Origin of the sequence: Chitinophaga polysaccharea (assembly GCF_007829335.1) — a bacterium.
In the GTDB taxonomy this organism is placed as follows: Bacteria; Bacteroidota; Bacteroidia; order Chitinophagales; family Chitinophagaceae; genus Chitinophaga; species Chitinophaga polysaccharea_B.
This window is the reverse complement of sequence record NZ_VIWO01000007.1, coordinates 43,465-64,296: the sequence shown is the minus strand read 5'-3', so window position 1 is coordinate 64,296 and position 20,832 is coordinate 43,465. Positions and strand designations below refer to the sequence as shown.

General features: G+C 47.1%; 18 protein-coding genes. 8 read left to right on the top strand and 10 right to left on the bottom strand.

All coding sequences use genetic code 11. The annotated features are described in order from the left end of the window. Positions 1-17: 17 nt before the first annotated feature. Together rpsO and FHW36_RS21760 are read left to right on the top strand one after the other, a co-directional pair. Complete coding sequence (gene rpsO / locus FHW36_RS21765) at positions 18-290, top strand: 30S ribosomal protein S15 (protein WP_145671947.1); 273 nt, start codon at positions 18-20, stop codon at positions 288-290. A gap of 125 nt (positions 291-415) precedes the next feature. After that, a complete protein-coding gene (locus tag FHW36_RS21760; RefSeq protein ID WP_145671945.1) occupies positions 416-2,773 on the top strand; it encodes a polyribonucleotide nucleotidyltransferase in 2,358 nt (785 codons plus the stop codon). An 86-nt stretch (positions 2,774-2,859) separates the two neighbouring features. Here the strand turns inward: FHW36_RS21760 and FHW36_RS21755 are convergent, their stop codons facing one another. After that, on the bottom strand, positions 2,860-3,429 hold the full coding sequence (locus FHW36_RS21755; protein ID WP_145671944.1) for a hypothetical protein: 570 nt from the start codon (positions 3,427-3,429) through the stop codon (positions 2,860-2,862). Positions 3,430-3,521: 92 nt separating this feature from the next. Here FHW36_RS21755 and prmA point away from each other — a divergent pair, with 92 nt between their 5' ends. The 3 genes from prmA (at position 3,522) to FHW36_RS21740 (ending at position 6,015) form a co-directional block, all read left to right on the top strand. Then, positions 3,522-4,340, top strand: a complete 819-nt coding sequence (gene prmA / locus FHW36_RS21750; RefSeq protein WP_145671942.1) for a 50S ribosomal protein L11 methyltransferase — start codon at positions 3,522-3,524, stop codon at positions 4,338-4,340. 123 nt (positions 4,341-4,463) lie between these two features. Continuing rightward, positions 4,464-5,105 (top strand): glycerol-3-phosphate 1-O-acyltransferase PlsY, encoded by a 642-nt coding sequence (gene plsY, locus FHW36_RS21745; protein WP_145671936.1) that lies wholly within the window; start codon positions 4,464-4,466, stop codon positions 5,103-5,105. 106 nt (positions 5,106-5,211) lie between these two features. Continuing rightward, on the top strand, positions 5,212-6,015 hold the full coding sequence (locus FHW36_RS21740; RefSeq protein ID WP_145671930.1) for a M48 family metallopeptidase: 804 nt from the start codon (positions 5,212-5,214) through the stop codon (positions 6,013-6,015). A gap of 94 nt (positions 6,016-6,109) precedes the next feature. On the opposite strand, the gene FHW36_RS21735 is transcribed toward FHW36_RS21740, so the two are convergent. Next, the gene (locus FHW36_RS21735) at positions 6,110-7,054 is read right to left on the bottom strand and encodes a hydrogen peroxide-inducible genes activator (RefSeq protein ID WP_145671929.1); all 945 of its coding nucleotides are present in this window, start codon (positions 7,052-7,054) and stop codon (positions 6,110-6,112) included. Positions 7,055-7,161: 107 nt separating this feature from the next. Then, positions 7,162-8,379 (bottom strand): hypothetical protein, encoded by a 1,218-nt coding sequence (locus tag FHW36_RS21730; protein WP_145671927.1) that lies wholly within the window; start codon positions 8,377-8,379, stop codon positions 7,162-7,164. 298 nt (positions 8,380-8,677) lie between these two features. On the opposite strand from FHW36_RS21730, the gene FHW36_RS21725 reads away from it, so the two are divergent. From FHW36_RS21725 to FHW36_RS21715, 3 genes are read left to right on the top strand one after another with little or no spacing between them, the layout of a single operon-like run. Then, on the top strand, positions 8,678-9,415 hold the full coding sequence (locus FHW36_RS21725; RefSeq protein WP_145671925.1) for a glycosyltransferase family 2 protein: 738 nt from the start codon (positions 8,678-8,680) through the stop codon (positions 9,413-9,415). A 16-nt stretch (positions 9,416-9,431) separates the two neighbouring features. Continuing rightward, positions 9,432-10,229, top strand: a complete 798-nt coding sequence (locus FHW36_RS21720; RefSeq protein ID WP_145671923.1) for an O-methyltransferase — start codon at positions 9,432-9,434, stop codon at positions 10,227-10,229. A gap of 35 nt (positions 10,230-10,264) precedes the next feature. Then, complete coding sequence (locus FHW36_RS21715; RefSeq protein WP_145671921.1) at positions 10,265-11,062, top strand: carboxylesterase family protein; 798 nt, start codon at positions 10,265-10,267, stop codon at positions 11,060-11,062. A 75-nt stretch (positions 11,063-11,137) separates the two neighbouring features. On the opposite strand, the gene FHW36_RS21710 is transcribed toward FHW36_RS21715, so the two are convergent. From FHW36_RS21710 to hemF, 7 genes are all read right to left on the bottom strand, one after another. Further along, positions 11,138-12,571, bottom strand: a complete 1,434-nt coding sequence (locus tag FHW36_RS21710; protein ID WP_145671919.1) for a TolC family protein — start codon at positions 12,569-12,571, stop codon at positions 11,138-11,140. After that, positions 12,564-15,704, bottom strand: coding sequence for an efflux RND transporter permease subunit (locus FHW36_RS21705; protein ID WP_145671917.1), 3,141 nt, complete (start codon positions 15,702-15,704; stop codon positions 12,564-12,566). The genes FHW36_RS21710 and FHW36_RS21705 overlap by 8 nt, the downstream gene beginning before the upstream one ends. Positions 15,705-15,726: 22 nt before the next feature. Further along, on the bottom strand, positions 15,727-16,845 hold the full coding sequence (locus tag FHW36_RS21700; RefSeq protein ID WP_145671915.1) for an efflux RND transporter periplasmic adaptor subunit: 1,119 nt from the start codon (positions 16,843-16,845) through the stop codon (positions 15,727-15,729). 136 nt (positions 16,846-16,981) lie between these two features. Beyond that, the gene (locus FHW36_RS21695; protein ID WP_145671913.1) at positions 16,982-17,401 is read right to left on the bottom strand and encodes a hypothetical protein; all 420 of its coding nucleotides are present in this window, start codon (positions 17,399-17,401) and stop codon (positions 16,982-16,984) included. Positions 17,402-17,591: 190 nt separating this feature from the next. Further along, complete coding sequence (hemL, locus tag FHW36_RS21690) at positions 17,592-18,878, bottom strand: glutamate-1-semialdehyde 2,1-aminomutase (protein WP_145671911.1); 1,287 nt, start codon at positions 18,876-18,878, stop codon at positions 17,592-17,594. A 37-nt stretch (positions 18,879-18,915) separates the two neighbouring features. Beyond that, positions 18,916-19,887 (bottom strand): porphobilinogen synthase, encoded by a 972-nt coding sequence (gene hemB / locus FHW36_RS21685; protein WP_262713401.1) that lies wholly within the window; start codon positions 19,885-19,887, stop codon positions 18,916-18,918. Positions 19,888-19,909: 22 nt separating this feature from the next. Then, positions 19,910-20,827, bottom strand: a complete 918-nt coding sequence (hemF, locus tag FHW36_RS21680) for an oxygen-dependent coproporphyrinogen oxidase (RefSeq protein ID WP_145671899.1) — start codon at positions 20,825-20,827, stop codon at positions 19,910-19,912. Positions 20,828-20,832: the final 5 nt, after the last annotated feature.

Below are 20,832 nucleotides of genomic sequence, written 5' to 3'. Positions count from 1 at the left end.
ACTTATTATTTTTAAAGATGTCTTACTTAACTGTTGAAAAGAAAGCCAATATTTTTAAGGAATTTGGTGGAAGCGAAAAAAATACCGGCTCTGTAGAAGCACAAATCGCGCTGCTGACTGAGCGTATCAACAGCATTTCCGGTCACCTGAAAGAAAACAAAAAGGATTTCTCTACCCACCGTGGTTTGATGAAGATGGTTGGCCAGAGAAAGCGTTTACTTTCCTACTTATCTAAAACCAACCTCACAGGCTATCGTGCCCTTATCGAGAAGTTAGGTATCAGGAAATAACCATGACTTAATTATAGCGCTATTCCCAACTTTTATGGTTGGGAATAGTTTTTTTGTATGTATACGTTTTGTTATCCTTGTGATTGTAAAATGGATAACGTTATCTCATTAATCCTCACTTTATTATGAATCTGACACCTATTTCAGTGAAGTTCGATATAGGAGACGGTCGTATGGTGACCATCGAAACCGGTAAGTTGGCCCGTCAGGCCGACGGTGCGGTAACGGTGCGTTTAGGGAATGCAATTTTGCTGGCCACTGTGGTAGCAAATAAAGAACCCAAACCAGGCCAGTCATTCTTCCCCCTTACAGTTGATTACCAGGAAAAATTTGCATCCGCCGGCCGCATACCCGGTTCCTTTTTCAAGCGTGAAGGTCGGTTGTCTGATTCCGAGGTATTGATTTCCCGTCTGATTGACCGCGCCCTGCGCCCGCTGTTCCCCGATAACTATTTTTGTGAAGTACAGGTACTGGTTACCCTGATATCTTCCGATCCGGAAGTAATGCCGGACGCACTGGCCTGCCTGGCTGCATCTGCTGCCCTGGCAGTTTCTGATGTGCCCATCCAGGAAATTATTTCCGAAGTACGTGTTGCCCGCATTGATGGCAAATACGTGATCAACCCTAACCGCACAGAACTGGCTAAAGCCGACATGGACTTCATCATTGGTGCTACCGACAAGAACATCATGATGGTGGAAGGTGAAAGTAAAGAATGCCAGGAAGAAGACCTGATCCAGGCCATCGAGGCAGCGCATGCTGCGATCCGGATACAGGTGAAGGCACAGGAAGAACTGCGTGACCTGAAAGGTGTGAAAGGCAAACGTGAATACGCACAACCTCACCAGAACGAAGAACTGAAAGCAAAAGTGACTGCTTTTGCCAAAGATAAAATATACCAGGTAGCCAAGTCTGCCTCTGCCAAGCACGATCGCAGCGATGCTTTTGCTGCTATCGGCGAAGAGCTGAAAGAACACCTGGGCGAATTGCCTGAAGAAGATCAGCCGTTGGTAAAAGAATACCTGCATGATCTGGAAAAAGAAGTGATCCGTAATATGATCCTGGACGAATCCGTTCGCCTGGATGGCCGTTCACTGGACCAGGTTCGCCCACTGGCGATGGAAACTGATATCCTGCCTTCTCCTCACGGTTCTGCCCTGTTTACCCGCGGTGAAACACAGTCCCTGACTACTGTTACCCTCGGTACACCAGAAGATGAACTGCTGATAGAATCCGCCGCTGTTTCCAACTATTCCAAATTCATCCTGCACTACAACTTCCCGCCATTCTCTACCGGGGAAGTAAAAATGATGCGCGGTCCCGGCCGTCGCGAAGTAGGACACGGTAACCTGGCTATGCGCTCTTTGAAGCAAATGATGCCGGGAAGCGATTACGCTTACACCGTAAGGGTGGTTTCCGATATCCTCGAATCTAATGGTTCTTCCTCCATGGCTACGGTATGTGCCGGTTCACTGGCACTGATGGATGCAGGCGTACCGTTGCCTAAACACGTTTCCGGTGTGGCAATGGGACTGATTTCCCGCGCTTCCGATGGTAAATGGGCGGTATTAACCGATATCCTTGGCGATGAAGATCACCTGGGTGATATGGACTTTAAAGTTACCGGTACCCGCGATGGTATCGTTGGTATACAGATGGACATTAAAGTAGATGGTTTAAGCATGGATGTAATGCGCTCTGCACTGGCTCAGGCCAAAAAAGGCCGCCTGCATATCGTTGAGGCCATGTATGAAGCAGTACCTGCTGCCCGTCCTGAACCTAAACCACATGCTCCACGCATGGAAAAGATTATTATCGACCGTGAATTTATCGGCGCAGTAATCGGACCCGGTGGTAAGATTATACAGGAAATTCAACGCGAAACCGGTACTACCATCAACATTGAAGAAGTGGGTGAAACCGGTGAAGTAAGTATCTTCTCTGCACAGAAAGAAGGCCTGGATAAAGCAGTAGCATGGGTGAAAGGAATCATTGCGGTACCTGAAGTAGGTGAAGTATATGAATCCGTAGTAAAATCCATCATGCCTTATGGCGCTTTCGTTGAGTTCATGCCTGGTAAACAAGGCTTACTCCACATTTCTGAAGTTTCCTGGAAACGCCTGGAAACGATGGAAGGTGTGCTGTCTGAAGGTGAAAAAGTGAAAGTGAAACTGACTGGTACCGATCCTAAAACCGGTAAGTTTAAGCTGAGCCGCAAAGTGCTGATGCCTAAACCAGAAGGTTATGTAGAAAGACCAGAACGTGAAGAACGTGGCGACAGACCAGAAAGAGGCGACTTCCGTGACCGTGGTGATCGTGGCGACAGACGTGGTCCCCGTGATGACAGACGCGGTGGCGACGACAGACGTGGCGGTGGCGACAGACGTGATTTCAACCGTGGCGACCGTGATCACAACCGTGGTGGTAGCGATTACAACAGCCGCAACGAAAAACCACAGGAGCCTACCTTTGATGCAGAATAAGCATCGTAATAGCTAGCGATAACTGGAATTAAATAAAAAGAAAGCAGTCACCCCCGGTGGCTGCTTTCCCATTTTAAGTCAACTCACTACCGCCTGGTGAGTTGCTCTACCCGGAAAGTACTCTCCCGGAAAATCTCTTTCCCGCTGTTTAACCGGAATACCCGGTAATTTTTTCCATCTACCGGTTCTGCAATCATCTTATACGCAGGTTGCGCGGCTTTGGTGCTCCTGTCGATCACCCGTACGGTGCCTGCTGCCAGGAGGTCTGGCAATAATTCTTCCACATAAGGCAGCATAATGCCTCCATCTTCGGCCCACAACATATTCATTTTACTGGTGCTATAGCTGAAGTCCTTATTGGTGCTATCTTCCAGGTAGCAATAGGCTTTACGGAAATGATTACCCATATCGATCGCATTCATCCGGGAAAACTGTACGCTATTAAATACTTTATTGTCGTACTTATGCCCACGTAGCGTGGTATCCATAGACACCATATAGTCATACAGGGTTTTACGATCGAAGATCATGGTTACATTTTCAGTCTGGTACACGATAGAATCAGTGATAGGTTCAGCAGGTTTTACTTTAATCACCTGGGCCATGCCGGCACATGATAGGGTAATACCGGCCAGCAGTAGAAACAGTGCTTTCATAGGATATTTTATATTATTTATAAATCAAATATAAATAAAAAGCACCAAGCAGAGCGAAGAAAGCTTTCGGCTTTACGTTATCTTTGCGCTCTATGTCTTACATTGCTATAACTATGCGTACAGGCGCGGAGCAGTCTGACCTGTTGGTGGCCCAGTTATCGTTGCTGGGTTATGAAGGATTTGAGGAGCAAACCGATGCACTGGTGGCCTATATCCCGGAAGCTGATTTTGATGAGGCTTTATTGAAGGAAACACTGGCTCCTCACGGTGTTAGCTATACGAAAGAAACAATTTTACCGGAGAACTGGAATGCAGTGTGGGAAAGCAATTTTGAGCCAGTGCAGGTGGACGATTTTTGTGGTATCCGGGCCGATTTCCATCGCCCTTTTGATCCGCAGCCTGCTTATGAAATTGTGATTACACCTAAGATGTCGTTTGGAACAGGGCATCATGCTACTACGTCTTCCATGATAAAGCTGATGGAATCGCTCGTTTTTTCCGGAAAACGCATATTTGATTTCGGTACCGGCACTGGTATACTGGCTATCCTGGCAGAAATGATGGGTGCTGCCGTGGTAGACGCCATTGATTACGATGAATGGGCTGTTAATAACACCATAGAAAATATCGCTGCCAATAATATGAAAAAGATAAAGATCTGGCAGGCGGATAATCTTGATGCTATTACCGAAAAATATGATATATTGCTGGCAAATATCAACTGTAACATTTTACTGCAATTTATGGGAGATATGCGCAGACTGTTACAACCAGGAGGAATATTGCTATTGAGTGGAATCCTGCCATCGGATGAGGTACAAATCACCGAATCTGCTGTTAGCCAGGGATTTGTAAAGGAAAAGAAGATAGAAAAGAACAACTGGCTGGCGATGCAGTTTGTGGCTGTCTGACGAAATTTATTAAAAGTTACATATAAAAAGTGTTGATAATCCAACTTTTGTGTTACAATCTTTTCTAATATTCTCTCTATTTTAACATAGAATTTGTTATCTTAGCATTCCTAACTTGTAGTGATGATAGAAGTTTTATTGCTTTTTTGTGCTTATCTGATAGGATCTGTTCCTACAGCTGTTTGGGTGAGTAAAGGCGTTTTCGGTATGGATATCAGGGAGTACGGTAGCGGCAATGCCGGTGCTACCAATACTTTCCGGGTACTGGGGCCTAAAGCCGGTACTTTTGTAATGGTGGTAGATATGCTGAAAGGTGTATTAGCAGTACGATTGGCTTATCTGGCGCCCTATTACCTTGATCCCGAACACCTTACTCAACTTGTGAACCTGCAGATAGGTTTAGGCTTGGCTGCTGTGGTAGGTCATATATTTCCTATTTGGGCAAACTTTAAAGGTGGAAAGGGAATTGCCACTTTGTTTGGGCTGGTACTGGCTATCCAGCCGTTGGTAGCTCTTTGCTGTGTGGGTGTGTTTTTAATGATCCTATTCCTGACCAGGTATGTATCGCTCAGTTCTATCATTGCCAGCATTGCTTTCCCGATATTGATCCTGTACATTTTTAATGAGCCTGAGATATTTTATCGCATTTTTGCTATTGCTGTGGCACTCATGGTGGTACTCACACATCAGAAGAATATTACGCGGTTGTTGAAAGGCGTGGAAAGTAAAGTACCCCTGTTTAAGAACAAAAAAGACAAAAACTAATTATAGTTATATTACTAAAGCATGAAGCAAAAAGCTATGGCCACAAAATGTGCATGCTTTTTGCTTTGTGCTTTTTGCGTTGTACGCATTTCTAAATAATACTCCCATGAAAAAGTATTTCTTACTCTTTACAGCTAGCCTGGGATTGGCAGCTTGTTCGCGTGTACCTATTACTGGTCGTAGCCAGCTAAATCTTGTTCCTGAAAGCACTATGCAATCAATGGCCTTGCAGGAATACCAGTCATTCCTGTCATCTAATAAGGTAGTATCACAAACTACGAGCAAAGATGCTGAAATGGTCAGGAGAGTGGGGCAGCGTATCGCGGCGGCAGTGACCCGGTACATGAACCAGAATAATATGGGAAATGAAATCGCCAATTATAAATGGGAATTCAACCTGGTAGACAGTAAAGAAGTGAATGCCTGGTGTATGCCTGGCGGAAAAGTGGTAGTATATACCGGATTGTTGCCTGTTACCCAAAATGAAACCGCACTGGCCTGTGTAATGGGGCATGAAATTGCGCACGCTATTGCCCGTCATGGTAACGAACGTATGAGCCAGGGATTGGTAATGCAGGGAATACAGGTAGCTGGCGCTGTGGCATTGAACAAGAACCCAACAGCAGTAAATATATTTAACCAGGCATTTGGTGTAGGTGGTAATATGGGGATGCTGGCATTTTCCCGTGGTAATGAGCTGGAAGCAGATCATCTGGGTGTGATATTCATGGCTATGGCGGGATACAACCCACAGGAAGCTATTCCATTCTGGCAGCGTATGGCCAATATGAGCAACGGACAAAAGCCACCTGAGTTCTTAAGCACTCACCCCAGCGACGCTACCCGTGTGCAGAAATTACAGCAACTGATGCCGGAAGCAATGAAATATTATACGCCGGGAAGAGCATAATAAGCATAAAGCATAAAGCTATTGTGGAGGATGATTAAAGCGAATTTTTAAATACTCGCTTAGTTATTCTCCACAATAGCTTTTTGTTTTCTGCTTATTCCGTTAAAATATCTATTACTTTTTTATTCTTCTGGGCCTTCATCTTATCTGGTATATGAGCCAGGATCTCTTTTTTGAAGGCCTCTATCAGCGCCTGCTTAATAAAATGGCGATGAGTTACCAGGCTGATTTCCCTCACCGGTTCCGGCGCTTTGAAATAGCGGACCATATTGAGTTGCCGGGTATTCAGGTCCTGTAGCGACAGCTCCGGTAAAATCGTATAGCCTTCATTGAGATCTACCATCCTTTTCAGGGTTTCAACACTACCTGTATTATATTCCAGGTTTTTGTTATCGCCCATGGTGAATTTATCCTTACAGATATTCAGCACCTGGTTGCGCATGCAGTGTCCTTCATTCAGCAGCCATACCTCTTTGATGTCCAGCTCTTCGGCCTTCACTATTTTCTTGTCGTAGAGTGGATTACTTTTAGCCGTATATACCACGAACGATTCATAAAACAGTGGATGCTCTTCCAGGTGTGGATTGTGTAAGGGAGTAGCCAGCAAGCCACAATCAAGCAGTTCCTGCTTCAGTTGCTGCATGATCTGCTCCGTAGGGTATTCCCATATTTCCAGCTTTACCTTAGGATACTTTTTCATAAAGCCGGTAAGGATACGGGGAAGCAGGTAGGGGGCCAGCGTAGGGATAATGCCCACTTTCAGGTTTCCCTGTATTTCTTTTTTCTGATCGGCAATGATTTCACGGATGCGGGCATTTTCCTTGATAATGATCCTGGCCTGGGCTACCACGGAAACGCCTATTTCAGTAGGGACTACGGGTAGTTTGCTACGATCAAACAGTTTAATCCCTAATTCATCTTCCAGTTTCTGTATCTGCATACTCAGTGTTGGCTGGGTCACAAAACACTTTTCCGCTGCTAATACAAAGCTCCTATAGGTATCCACTGCCACGATGTATTCCAATTGAACTGTCGTCATTTCCTCTAAATTGATAGCGCAAAGGTATCAATAAAATCTATAGGGTAGTACATAAAAAAAGCAGAAAGTATTATACTTTCTGCTTTGTATCTTTTGAATTAATACCGTTAGAATATCCTGTAACGGTATTTGATTTTTTCTGTATTGCTATAGAGCTCACGAATATTGATAGATGCCTGGATTTCGCCCACAGCTTCTGTTTTCAGGTTTCTGAATTCTGCCTGTTTGGTATCGATAATGCTTTTATCCGCCAACCCGTTGTCCTGGGCTATTTTCAGCGAATTGTTCACCTTGGTGTAATAAGAGTCCAGCAGGGTAAAGTATTCGTTGTACAGGTTTTCGAAACGTTTGGTTTGAAGTACCAGGTCTTCCAGCTGGTTATTTACCTCTTTCAGGGAAGAATTTTCCCGGAGCAGGGATTCGTAATCGATACGTTTGTTTTTGGTATACTTCGCTTCCAACTGGTTGAAGTAATCAACTACCTTTTCCTTCTTGAAGTCAAAAAAGTATTCATTCATGGTCTGGCTCAGGCCCTGGTTGCCTTTTTGAGGTGCAGGGAATTTAAGCGAGGTAGCTGTGAACGACAGGTGATCGAACAGGTTATCCTGCAGCAGGCTTAACTGATCTTTATTGAAGTTGAGGCCATATTCAAATTTCTGGTTGGCATCGTTCAATGCGGTGTAATAAACAACATATTTATTGAGTTCCTTCTCAAATTCCTGCAGCGATTTTTGGTTGATCTGTTTGTTATTCACACTTACACTGTGCAGGAAATTCATCACCGAATTGGCAATGGCCAACGGCGGTGTTAATGAAGTGAAGCTCTGGAAAATGGGGCTGTTGATAATGGATTTGGTCGATTCAACAATTTTTGAATTCTTTTCTCCCTTATCACTTTTATTTTTCAGAATGATTTTTTCCACCAATTCCACAATGCGGTCACTTAGCGAGAAGCCCAGGGCTTTACTTTCCGGGTTATTCAGCGAGGTGATAAATACATCCAGGTTATTGGTAGTAGTACGTGATTTAAGGTCAATAATCTTTTTGTTGAGTAAATAATAAGTCTCACTGGCGTTAATGATATTGTTTTTAATCAACTCATATTTAGTGATATTATCAATTTCTTTACCCTGTAATAAAGCCTGGATGGCGTTGGAGTTTTGCTTATCGTTATCGGTGATCCGTTGTACTTCTTCCATAAGTTTACGGATGGTAGTATCCTGGGTTTTGATAACAGGAGCAACAGTGCTTTTTAATTCAGGATCTTGTGCCTGTGCAGTATGGAAGGTTAAAAGAAGAACAAGCGGAGCTGGTATAACTTTCATCCATCCTGATGACAGGAACCTTTGAGCCATTTGTACTAACGGTAATGAACCATAACACTTGTCAGTCAAGGGTTTATCATGCTTCATTTCCGTTGGTAGGTGTTTTAACATGTGATTGTTACTTTTTGTTAACAAAAATTTAAGAAAATATGATGCCAAAAACATCATCAGGCAAAGATAAATAATTAATAACAGTTAAAATTAAATCATGATAGGTGGTGAAAAGGGAGCTTTTCTGCGATATATTTTGAATTATCAGCAGGTGACTTACCTTTGCAGCCAAATTTGATCCACTTTCATGCTTAATAACAAAAAGATTGTGGTTGTATTACCGGCCTACAACGCAGCTTTAACGCTGGAAAAAACCTTCCGGGAGATCCCTTTTGAGATCGTAGATGATGTAGTATTGGTAGATGACGCCAGTAAAGATGATACCCTGGAAGTAGGGCGTAAGCTGGGTATCCAACATCTGATTCGCCATGATAAGAACAAAGGTTATGGTGGTAACCAGAAATCCTGTTATAACAAGGCATTGGAACTGGGCGCAGACATCGTGGTAATGCTGCATCCAGACTACCAGTATACGCCCAAGCTGATTACGGCCATGTGCAGCATCATTGCCAACGACGTATACCCGGTGGTGTTTGGCTCCAGAATCCTGGGAAAAGGTGCCCTGAAAGGCGGTATGCCGATGTACAAATATGTTTTTAACCGTTTTCTGACATTGACCCAAAACATCCTGATTGGGCAGAAGCTGAGTGAGTACCATACAGGTTATCGTACTTTTTCGGCAGAAGTACTTAACAATATCAACTACATGGCTGATAGCGACGATTTTGTGTTTGACAATGAAATGGTTTCGCAGATCTTTATGAAAGGCTATGATATTGCTGAGGTGACTTGTCCTACCAAATATTTCGATGAGGCATCCAGTATCAATTTTAAGCGCAGCGCCATTTATGGACTGGGCGTATTGAGAGTATCGGTGCAGCATCGTTTGCACAAATGGGGTATTATAAAAGCTAAGATTTATTAAAAATTTAATATAGGCAGTGGGTTTAGCGCAACAGTATAATTTAGCCAGTAAATACCTGAAGTACTATTTTACTTCAGGTAACCGTCATGATGTACATTCTCCTTTTGTATATGCACTGATAGAGGATGTGTTGCTGGATAAAAGCAGGCATACCGCTTTTGCGGAAATTGAAGCGTTGCGCAAACAATTGCTCCACAGTGAGGAAACGCTGCAGGTAACCGACCTGGGCGCCGGATCGCTGATTTCAGCCGGTAATGAACGGCGGGTGAGGGATATTACCCGTTATGCCGCCAAACAACCCAAATTCGGGCAGTTGTTCTACCGGCTGATACAATACCTCCAACCGGCCAGGATCCTGGAATTAGGGACCTCTATGGGTCTTTCTACGGCTTATATGGCCAAAGCGGCCCCCAAAGCAAAAGTATATACCATTGAAGGCTGCCCAAACATTGCTGCCCGGGCAGCGAAGAATTTTGAAGCCCTGCACCTTCGTAATATCACCCAGGTAACGGGGAACTTTGATACCGTACTGCCGGATGTATTAAAGCAGATGCAGCTGCCGGATTGGGTTTATATAGACGGCAACCACCGTAAGGAACCAACGTTGGCATATTTTGAGCAATGTCTGCAGTTTGCTGATGAGTACTCCGTTTTTATCTTTGACGACATTCACTGGACGCCCGATATGGAAGCCGCCTGGCATACCATCCAGGCCCATCCCCAGGTAACCTTAACCATCGACCTGTTTTTCATCGGGTTGGTATTCTTCCGGAAGGATTTTAAAGTGAAGCAACATTTTACATTGAAATACTGACTTAGCGGTAGTATATTGGGTATAAAATTCCCGCTATGCGATACCTCAAAGTCTTGTTACTGGCCTGCCTGTTAACTACCGGTATGGTGGCTTCGGCGCAGGAGGACCTGTCGGCCTATAGTTCTCAAACATTTATCCGTAAAGGCGATACCCTTCGTTACCGTCTTTTGCTACCGCTGCATTATGATGCCCACAAGAAATACCCGTTGATCGTATTCCTACATGGCGCCGGGGAACGGGGCTCTGACAATAATGCACAACTGCTGCATGGCGGCACGATGTTTTTGCGCGATAGTATCCGGGAGCATTATCCCGCGATTGTAGTTTTCCCGCAATTACCATTGAACCAGACCTGGGCGCCGATGGAATTTGTAAGTGATAGCGCCGGAAAGTTTCAACGGGTAGATTTCCCGCTGAAAGTTACGCCTTCACCGGCTACAACGCTCGTCAATAGTTTACTGGATAGTTTGCTGGCTTCCGGCAAGGTAGATACCAAACGTGTATACCTGGGTGGTTTATCGCTGGGAGGCATGGGTACATTCTACCTGATTACCAAACGGCCTAAGCTGTTTGCCGCTGCGTTCCCTATTTGCGGCGCCGGTAACGTAGAAGCAGCCGGTAATTTCGCTAAAAAGGTACCAGTATGGATTTTCCACGGTGGCGATGACAAGGTAGTACCGGTAGAAGCCTCCCGCGCTTATGATGCCAAACTGAAGGCCCTGGGAGCAGAAGAAAAGTATACGGAATATCCCGGTGTAGGACATAATAGCTGGGATAATGTGTTTGTGGAGCCGGGGCTCATGACCTGGTTGTTTGAACACCAAAAGAAATAATAACATCTTTAAAATAAAATGGGGAGATAGCAACCACCGGGTGGCCGCTATCTCCCCATATTTTTTCCCTGCCTGCTATTGGGCAACGTTAAACCCTCCGCCCAGGGCGCGGTACAGGGAAACCAACCCCTGGTATACATTCCGCCGGGTAGTGACCAACGCCAGCTCTGCTTCCAGCACATTTTTCTGTGCGGTAATTACCTCCAGGTAATTGGCATAGCCGGTGGTAAACAGGATGTTGGCGGTAGATACCGCTTCCTGCAACACCAATACTTCATTGCTTTTCAGGGCAAAAGCCTGTTGCTGGTTGTCTACTTTGTTCAGTGCCGAGGCTACTTCCTGGTAGCTATTCACTATCGCTTGCTGATAATCATAGAAGGCCGTATAGGCGTTGGCGGTACTAATATTGTACTGTGCTTTTAGCTGTTTTTTATTGAAGATAGGCGCTGTTAAATTGCCTACCGCGCCCCAGGCGATAGAGCCGGGCGATTGGAACAACAGTCCCGCTTTAAAGGCATTAAAGCCGGTATAGGGCGTAATGGTCAGTGAAGGCAGGAATGCAGCCCTTGCCGCTTTTACATCTGCTTTGGCGGCTGTAAGTTCCAGCTCTGCACGTTGTATGTCGGGCCGCAACAGCAAGAGACTAGACGGAATACCTCCTTTCACCGCAGCAGGTAACGTCTGTGTACCGGTAATAGTAGTACGTGAAATGGGTTGTGGCAGCCTGCCCATTAAGGCGTTTAACTGGTTTTCCAGTGAGGTAATTTCCTGTTTTACCCCAAACTCCAGGGCTTTGGTACTCAGCAGTTGTGCAGTAAACTGTTGCACCGCCAGCTCAGTGGCCCGGCCGCCGGCCTTTTGTATATGCACAGTGGCCACGGCTGCTTCCTGCAGGGTGATATTGCGTTGAATAATAGCCAGCTCGTTGTCCATCGCAGTGAGTTCGTAGTACAAACCGCTAACGCCTGCCACAATCTGAGTTACCAGCAGGCGGCGCCCCTGTTCGCTCCCCAGGAAACGGGCATAAGAAGCTTGGCGCTGGCTTTTTAATTTCCCCCAGAGATCAATTTCCCAGCTGCTGCGTAAACCGGCAAAATACTCCGGGGTGGGGCCGGGAATGTGCTGATCTTTACTGATGTTGGGCGACAGGTTGGTATCAAAATTACCAACGCCGTTGAGGGTATAGTCTGCGTACTTATCCACGCCGGAGGATAGCGCCAGGTTGAGCGATGGCAGCCAGGCATTTTTAGCCATCATCAGGTTGGCCTGCGCTACAGCTACCCGCTGAGCAGCAGAAAGCAGGTCGAAATTGTTATGCAGTGCGGTATCTATCAGTCCCTGTAAGTATGGGTCATTGAATACCTGCGAAAAACTGCTGAGCGATAACGTATCCGTAGTAACAGGAACGGTTATACGCTCAGGTAAAGACAGTTCTTTCTGGGTGCTGCAAGCGGCTGCCGTAACAGCCATACCTGCACTGAGTATATAGTGATATATTCGTTTATTCATTAGTGTAAGCTTTAAGTTCTACGGATTTTTTCCGGGTCATCGAGGCAAACAGCACATATAATCCGGGTATGATTAGCACGCCGAAGATGGTCCCGATCAACATACCACCGGCAGCGGCAGTACCAATAGAGCGGTTACCCATAGCGCCGGCGCCGGAGGCAATACAAAGCGGGATCAATCCGGCAATGAAAGCAAAGGAAGTCATCAGGATAGGACGCAACCTGGATACCGCGCCTTCTTTGGCTGCTTCCATTACTGTAGCGCCATGCTTGTTCCGCAGGATGGCAAATTCCACGATGAGAATAGCGTTTTTACCCAGCAAGCCAATCAGCATTACCAGGGCCACCTGGGCGTAGATGTTGTTTTCCAGGCCCAGTAGTTTCAGCGACAGGAAGGCGCCGAAAATGCCCGCCGGTAATGATAATAGTACCGGCAACGGCAAGAGGAAGCTTTCGTATTGGGCAGCCAGCAACAGGTACACAAACACCAGTACAATAATGAAAATATAGATAGCCTGGTTACCAGAGAGGATCTGTTCACGCGTCATACCGCTCCATTCATAGCTATAGCCACGGGGCAGCTCTTTCGCTGCTACTTCCTGTACAGCCGCAATGGCCTGGGTGCTGCTGAATCCCGGGGCCGCGTCACCATTGATCATAGCGGCGGTGTACATATTGTAACGGGTCAGCTGTTCCGGGCCATATACCCGCTCCAGTTTTACAAAGTCGGAGTAAGACACCATTTCGCCGCGATCATTTTTTACATGGAGGCGCAGCAGGTCGTCGGGTTTGGTTCTATAGCGGGGATCGGCCTGCACCATTACTTTGTACATCTGGCCAAAGCGGATAAAGTTAGAAGCGTAAAAGCTTCCCAGTAGTGTTTGCAGGTTGCTCATCGCATTATCTATGCTTACACCTTTCTTTGCCGCCATGGCCTGATCCACATGGATCAGGTATTGCGGGAATTCCGCATCGAAGCTGGTGAAGGCGCTGCCTATTTCTTTCCGCCGTTTCAGTGCGTCAATAAACTGGTTGGTGATCTGAGCCGTCTGGCGCAGGTCGCCGCTACCGCTGCGATCCAGCAGCCGAAGCTCAAAGCCGCTGGAGTTACCGAAGCCCGGAACAGTAGGCGGTGGGAAAAACTCGATGCTGGCATCAGCAATTCCGGCCGTTTTTTGCTGCAGCACTTCGATAATTTTTTGTACCGATGCTTCGCGATCCTCCCAGGGTTTCAGGTTTACCATGCCCATACCGTAAGAGGCTCCGGCTACTTCGTTTACCAGGCTGTAACCTGCCAGTGTGGATACTGATTCTACTTCGCCCAGTTGCTGCGCAATGGCCTGTACCTGGTCCAGTACTTCCTCCGTACGCTCTACAGTGGCGCCGGGAGGTGTGGTCACGTTTACATAAATCATTCCCTGGTCTTCCGTTGGAATAAAGCCGGAAGGTAGGATAGCGCTTACGCCCCACGTGGCTGCAAAGAAGAAGAGCAGGGCGGCCAGCGTGATGAGGCGCCTGCCGGCGATGAAGCCCACCAGTTTGGCGTATTTATTTTCAGTGGCATTATAACCTTTGTTGAAGCCGTTGAAGAACCGTTGTAATAAGTTCTTTTTACGGGGCTTTCCGTGGGTATCTTTCAGCATGATGGCACAGAGTGCCGGCGTTAACGTTACCGCGTTGATACCTGAAATCACGATGGAGATAGCCAGGGTGAGGGAGAACTGCCTGTAAAATACGCCCACAGGGCCGGAGAGGAAGGCAACGGGAATAAATACCGCCGACATTACCAGGGTGATGGCTACCAGCGCGCCGCTGATTTCCCGCATGGCGGAGAGGGTGGCATCCATGGGGGAAAGATGTTCTTCGCTCATTTTTACGTGCACAGCTTCTACCACTACTATCGCATTGTCGACCACGATACCGATAGCCAGTACGAGGGCAAAGAGCGTGAGCAGGTTAATGGAAAAGCCCATCATCTGCATAAAGGCCAGGGTACCGATCAATGCTACCGGCACCGCCAGCGCGGGAATGAGGGTAGAGCGGAAATCCTGGAGGAAGATAAACACCACGATAAATACCAGCAGGAAGGCTTCAAACAGGGTACGTACCACTTCATGGATGGAAGCATCCAGGAAGCGGGATACATCGTAGTTGAAGTTGTAGGTCATGCCGGGAGGAAAAGAGCTGTTTTTCATCTCTTCCATCTTCATTTTCACGTTGTTGATCACATCGCGGGCATTGGAGCCAGGCCGTTGTTTGAGCATGATGGAGGCCGATGGCTTACCATCGGTTTTGGATACCATGCTGTAGGTGAGTGAGCCGAATTCCACATCGGCAATATCTTTCAGGTGAAGTACCGATCCATCTTGTCCTGCGCGCAATACAATTTGCTGGTATTGTTCCGGTTCAAAAAATTTACCGGTGTATCTTAGCACGTACTGCAGCATCAGGGGATTTTTATCGGAGCTTTCGCCCGTTTTACCGGGGGCAGCTTCGATATTCTGGCGACGGATAGCTTGTACCACTTCTTCAGCAGATACGTTGTAGGCCAGCATGCGATCGGGTTTCAGCCACACGCGCATCGCGTATTCCTTAGCGCCCATAATTTCCGCACGTCCTACGCCGTCAATACGCTTCAGCTCCTGCAGTACGTTGATATCTGCGAAGTTGTAAATAAACTGTTCATTGAGGGTGGTGTCTTCACTCATCACGTTGAGGTAGAGCAGCATACTGTTTACCTCTTTCTCCGTGGTCACGCCGGCTTTAATTACTTCTTCCGGTAGCTCATCGATAATGGTAGCTACCCGGTTTTGAACGTTTACAGCTGCCTGATCGGGGTCTGTACCTACCTGGAAGAATACCTGGATAACAGTGATCCCGTCATTGCTGGAAACAGACGACATATAAGTCATGCCCGGTACGCCGTTGATGGCTCGTTCCAGGGGAGTAGACACGGCTTTGGCGGATACTTCTGCGTTGGCGCCGGTATATTTGGCCGTTACCGTTACCGAGGGAGGTACAATATCGGGGAATTGGGTTACTGGCAGGGTAAAGAGCGCCAGTAAGCCTACCAGGGTGATAATAAGCGATATGACCAGTGACAGCACTGGCCTTTTTATAAAGATTTCGAACATTATTCTGTGATTTCAGCTGTGATTACAAACTCAGTAAACTATCCATGGGCAGGCTGCGCGGGGCGATTTCGATACCATCGCGGATATTGCGCACACCTTCGCATACAATGCGTTCGCCGGGTGTAAGACCGGATTTTACAATGTAGAAATGCGCGAAGCGGGCCTGCGGGATGAAGTTTTTCATTTTCACTCTGTTGGCAGCATCTACCACGAAAACATAGTTCTTATCCTGCATTTCGAATACAGCTTTCTGCGGGATGATGATAGCGCTATCCATTTCGGTAGTGAGCCGCACTTTACCGCTGGCGCCATGTTTCAGGAGTTTGGACGGGTTGGGGAAACGGGCACGGAAGGCAATGGAGCCAGTATTTTCTTCAAATTCTCCCTCCATGGTTTCTATATTGCCGGGTTGGTTGTAGTCTGCCCCATCTGCCAGTACGAGCGCTACTTTGCGGTAGCTATTATCGCCTTTGGCGAGCGCCTTATTGTATTGCAGGTATTCCGTTTCAGATACGTTGAAATAAGCATATACTTCACGTGTATCCGATACCGTAGTTAACAGGGTACCCTCGCTGATGAGACTTCCTTTTTTCAGGGGAATACGGTCAATAATACCATCGAAAGGCGCGCGGATGCTGGTATAGGAGAGACGCATTTCCGCATTGGAAACAGCGGAACGGGCTTCTTCTATTTTGGCCTGCGCCGCTGCGAGCTTGGCGTTGGCTACCTCCAGTTCGGAGGGGGCGATTACTTTTTTATCTACCAGCAAAGTAACGCGGTCTACTTCCAGTGCGGCCGCTTTACTTTCAGCAATCAAACTGCTCAGTACTGCTTTGGCTTTTACCAGCTCAGCCCGGTACTCAGCGTCGCTGATACCGAAGAGCAGTTGCCCTTTTTTTACTTCCTGTCCTTCGTCTATGAATATTTTATCGAGAAACCCATTTACACGGGCCCGTATTTCTACATTTTGCACTGCCTGTATATCGGTTACGTAAGAGCGGTGGAGTGTAGTATCTTTTGTTACCAGGGTGGTAACAGGTAATGATTTCAGTGCCTCTTTGTTGGTACTTTCTCCCTTGGTGGCACAACCAGCCATAAAAAGAGCGGTCAGCGATGTTAAGATCCCTGTATAATGACGCATAGCAATAAGATATTGATCCCGGTTTAACCGGAATAAGTGAATACAACACAGCAGCTACCTGTTTGCCGGAATAACAGCAAATGCAGGCATCTCCTTAAACAATAAAAGTGGGTACAATGGCAAAAGAGGGTGGTATTCAGAAGGGGGTAAACCGGAAGAGAAAAGAATAGTAGGCGGGCAGAAAGGACTTCTGGCGCACATATTCACCGGTTTTATTTTCGGTGAGATAAATACTTCTTGCCGTGTTATCAGGGTCCAGGTATACAATACGGGTAGCCGTACTTACCTGTGGTGCGGAGGCAGTGAGGCACCAGCGCGTTTTACGACGATGTTTGGTTACGTGCCATACATCTATGCCATCGTCATCGGCTTCCAGTTGCACTGGTATTTTGTTTACCAGGTGTAGCAGCTGGTCTTGCTGCGCCTGTTGTACCCGGATTTCGTGCAGGAACTGACGATGTGCCGCAAACGTAGGTACAACGCCGGCTACCAGCTGTATACACAGCAGGAAGGCGACAGTTATCCAACGTTTTAATATGGGCAGCTGGTTATTCATGAAGGCCCAAAAATAATATTTTTTGAATTATTGGCAGGTTAGTTTATTGTAAAGGGAATATAGCCGGATAAAAGGTAAGGAGCCTGTTGAATAAAAAGGGCGCTTGGAGAGCAGGTTTGAAGGGAAAAATAAAAGGCCGCCCCAGGGTATGAGGCAGCCTTTTCCACTCAGCACAGGATTGGATTGTTAACTATTTGATTGCCTGCATGGCAGATTTAGCAGCGGCTATGGTTTGATCCAGGTCTTCGGTGGTGAGTGCATTGGACATGAACCAACTTTCGAAGGCAGAAGGCGGCAGGTATACGCCGCGTTCCAGCATAGCATGGAAGAAACGCCTGAATATTTCGTTATTGGCGGCAGAGGCAGACGAGAAATCGATAATTGGATACTCGGTAAAGTGTGCGCTCAGCATAGAGCCTATCTGGTTAATACTATGAACGATACCGGCCGCGCCAAAGGCTTCTTTTAAGCCATTTACCAGGTAGGTGGCTTTTTCGGCGAGTTGCTGGTAGATCACCGGGTTGTCGTTGAGCGTTTGCAGTAAGGTATAGCCTGCGATCATAGCGATCGGGTTACCACTCAGGGTACCTGCCTGGTATACTTTCCCTGCGGGCGCCAGGTTTTCCATGATTTCTCTTGGACCCGCAATGGCGCCTACCGGCATGCCAGCACCGATAATTTTACCGAAGGTAACCAGGTCGGCTTTAATGCCCAGCAGTTCCTGTGCACCGCCACGGGCCAGCCGGAAGCCAGTCATCACCTCATCAAAGATCAGCACGATATTATGCTCATCGCAAATCTTGCGCAGTCCTTCCAGGAATCCCGGTTGTGGCAGGATACAGCCCATATTGCCAGCTATCGGTTCTACGATGATAGCTGCAATTTGTCCTGCGTATGTTGCTACCAGTTGTTCTACTGCCGGCAGGTTATTATAGGGAGCGGTAAGCGTATCATCGGCTACGGTAGCAGTTACACCGGGAATAGACTGGAGGCCCAGCGTAGCAACGCCACTGCCGGCGCTCACCAGGAACGCATCGGCATGCCCATGGTAGCAGCCTTCAAACTTGATGAATTTATTCCGGCCGGTATAGCCCCGGGCCAGCCTGAGGGCCGTCATACAGGCTTCTGTGCCGGAATTGACCATGCGTACCATGTCGATATTAGGTACCATGCTCACAATTAGTTCTGCAATTTTTATTTCCAGTTCGGTGGGAGCACCGAAAGAAGTGGAGTAGGTGGCATATTCCTGGATCGCTTTCACTACGGGCTCATAAGCATGACCAAGGATCATCGGGCCCCAGGAATTAATATAGTCAATATAGCGGTTACCGTCTACATCGTACATGTAGGCGCCTTTCGCGCGTTCCATGAATATGGGAGTGCCGCCTACGCTTTTAAATGCACGTACGGGAGAGTTTACGCCGCCAGGGATCACCTCTTTGGCCTTCCCGAATAACATTTCACTTTTACTGTACATCTGTGGGATGATTTATTGTTTTACGCAAGATACTGAATTATGCATTCAGCAGTTTTACGGCGTCTTTCGCGAAATAGGTAGCAATCAGATCAGCACCTGCACGCTTAATGCTGGTAAGGCTTTCCAGGACGGCCTTGTTTTCATTGAGCCATCCTCTTTCTGCTGCTGCTTTGATCATGGAATATTCACCGCTTACGTGATAGGCACTAACGGGAACGGTTACACGGTCTTTAATGATACGCATGATATCGAGGTAGGCCATCGCTGGTTTTACCATCACGATATCTGCGCCTTCTTCAATGTCCATCAGTGTTTCCTTAATGGCTTCGCGGGAATTGGCGTAGTCCATCTGGTAGGTTTTTTTATCACCGAATCCGGGCGCAGAGTCGAGTGCATCGCGGAAGGGGCCATAGAAGCAGGAAGCATATTTGGCGCTGTAGGCCATTATACCGGTTTTATCGAAGCCATTTTCCTCCAGGATATTACGGATAGCAAGGATACGGCCATCCATCATATCGCTGGGTGCTACGATGTCGGCGCCTGCCTGTGCATGACTGAGGCTCATACGTGCCAGTACCTCCACAGTAGGATCGTTCACAATTTCGGTACCTTCTACAATACCATCATGGCCATAGGAGGAGTAAGGGTCCAGGGCCACATCCGTCATCACCACTATTTCCGGGATGGCATTCTTGATGCCACGGATAGCGCGTTGCATTAGTCCGTTGGGATTAACGGCTTCCGTTCCTTTATTATCTTTTACATTGTCGGGCGCTTTTACAAACAGTAAAACACTTTTAATGCCGAGGCTCCAGAGCTCTTTAGCTTCTTTAATGGTCAGGTCCAACGAGTACCTGAAATAGCCTGGCATAGAGCTGATCTCTTCTTTCACATTTTCTCCTTCGGTAACAAATAACGGCGCAATGAAGTCGCTGGGTGTTAATATAGTTTCCGCTACCATTGCACGAATGGCGGGAGATACTCTTAGGATTCTGTTTCTTCTGATCATCTTTATAAAAGTTTTATTGTTTCTATTGGGCTGTCTTTGTCCAGTCGCGTGGCTTTAAAAACTCTTCCAGCTGTGCTTCGGGGCTTCCCGGAGTAGTGTGGAAGTCGTATTCCCAGCGGGCTACAGGGGGAAGGCTCATCAGGATGGATTCGGTGCGGCCATTGGTTTTTAAGCCAAACAGGGTGCCCCTGTCATGTATGAGATTGAACTCTACATAACGTCCACGTCTGTACGCCTGCCAGCTTTTATGCTCTTCGGTGTAGGGAGTGTGCTTGTTTTTTTCCACGATAGGCAGGTACGCCTCCAGGAAGGCATTGCCATTGGCTTGGGAAAAGGCCAGCAGTTCCTCTGCTGTTTTGCTTTCGTTAGGCCGGAGATAATCGTAGAAAATACCGCCTATACCGCGGGCTTCGTTGTTGCGATGTTTATTGATAAAATATTCATCGCAGTGTTTTTTATATTTTGGGTAGAGGTCTGTGCCGAAAGGATCGCAGGCATTTTTAAAGGTCTGGTGAAAATGGATGCCATCTTTTTCGTCCAGGTAATAGGGCGTCAGGTCGGCGCCACCGCCAAACCAGTTGTCTTTCAGCGTACCGTTGGCTTCATACAGTTCAAAGTAGCGGAAGTTAGCATGTACGGTAGGTACAAACGGATTGAGGGGATGAATAACCAGGGAGATGCCGCAGGCCATGAACTGGCTGTTGGAAACGCCAAACTGCTGTGCCATGGCTTCTGGCAGGTCGCCATGTACTACGGAGGTGTTTACGCCCCCTTTTTCAAATACATTTCCATTGGCGATTACGCGTGATTTTCCGCCACCGCCGCCGGCCCGTTCCCACCGGTCTTCCCGGAAGGTAGCTTTACCGTCGGTCTTTTCCAGGGCAGCACAAATTTCGTCCTGTAACCCGTGTATAAAAGAGATGAAATCGTTTTTTACCATAGAGC

What these genes read in the sequence shown, in the direction of transcription:
- hemB (WP_262713401.1), bottom strand. Translation starts at nt 19,887, where the DNA reads ATGATCAGAAGAAACAGAATCCTAAGAGTATCTCCCGCCATTCGTGCA.
- FHW36_RS21740 (WP_145671930.1), top strand. Translation starts at nt 5,212, where the DNA reads ATGAAAAAGTATTTCTTACTCTTTACAGCTAGCCTGGGATTGGCAGCT.
- FHW36_RS21705 (WP_145671917.1), bottom strand. Translation starts at nt 15,704, where the DNA reads ATGTTCGAAATCTTTATAAAAAGGCCAGTGCTGTCACTGGTCATATCG.
- FHW36_RS21695 (WP_145671913.1), bottom strand. Translation starts at nt 17,401, where the DNA reads ATGAATAACCAGCTGCCCATATTAAAACGTTGGATAACTGTCGCCTTC.
- rpsO (WP_145671947.1), top strand. Translation starts at nt 18, where the DNA reads ATGTCTTACTTAACTGTTGAAAAGAAAGCCAATATTTTTAAGGAATTT.
- FHW36_RS21760 (WP_145671945.1), top strand. Translation starts at nt 416, where the DNA reads ATGAATCTGACACCTATTTCAGTGAAGTTCGATATAGGAGACGGTCGT.
- FHW36_RS21735 (WP_145671929.1), bottom strand. Translation starts at nt 7,054, where the DNA reads ATGACGACAGTTCAATTGGAATACATCGTGGCAGTGGATACCTATAGG.
- FHW36_RS21710 (WP_145671919.1), bottom strand. Translation starts at nt 12,571, where the DNA reads ATGAATAAACGAATATATCACTATATACTCAGTGCAGGTATGGCTGTT.
- hemF (WP_145671899.1), bottom strand. Translation starts at nt 20,827, where the DNA reads ATGGTAAAAAACGATTTCATCTCTTTTATACACGGGTTACAGGACGAA.
- FHW36_RS21755 (WP_145671944.1), bottom strand. Translation starts at nt 3,429, where the DNA reads ATGAAAGCACTGTTTCTACTGCTGGCCGGTATTACCCTATCATGTGCC.
- FHW36_RS21715 (WP_145671921.1), top strand. Translation starts at nt 10,265, where the DNA reads ATGCGATACCTCAAAGTCTTGTTACTGGCCTGCCTGTTAACTACCGGT.
- plsY (WP_145671936.1), top strand. Translation starts at nt 4,464, where the DNA reads ATGATAGAAGTTTTATTGCTTTTTTGTGCTTATCTGATAGGATCTGTT.
- FHW36_RS21700 (WP_145671915.1), bottom strand. Translation starts at nt 16,845, where the DNA reads ATGCGTCATTATACAGGGATCTTAACATCGCTGACCGCTCTTTTTATG.
- hemL (WP_145671911.1), bottom strand. Translation starts at nt 18,878, where the DNA reads ATGTACAGTAAAAGTGAAATGTTATTCGGGAAGGCCAAAGAGGTGATC.
- FHW36_RS21730 (WP_145671927.1), bottom strand. Translation starts at nt 8,379, where the DNA reads ATGAAAGTTATACCAGCTCCGCTTGTTCTTCTTTTAACCTTCCATACT.
- prmA (WP_145671942.1), top strand. Translation starts at nt 3,522, where the DNA reads ATGTCTTACATTGCTATAACTATGCGTACAGGCGCGGAGCAGTCTGAC.
- FHW36_RS21725 (WP_145671925.1), top strand. Translation starts at nt 8,678, where the DNA reads ATGCTTAATAACAAAAAGATTGTGGTTGTATTACCGGCCTACAACGCA.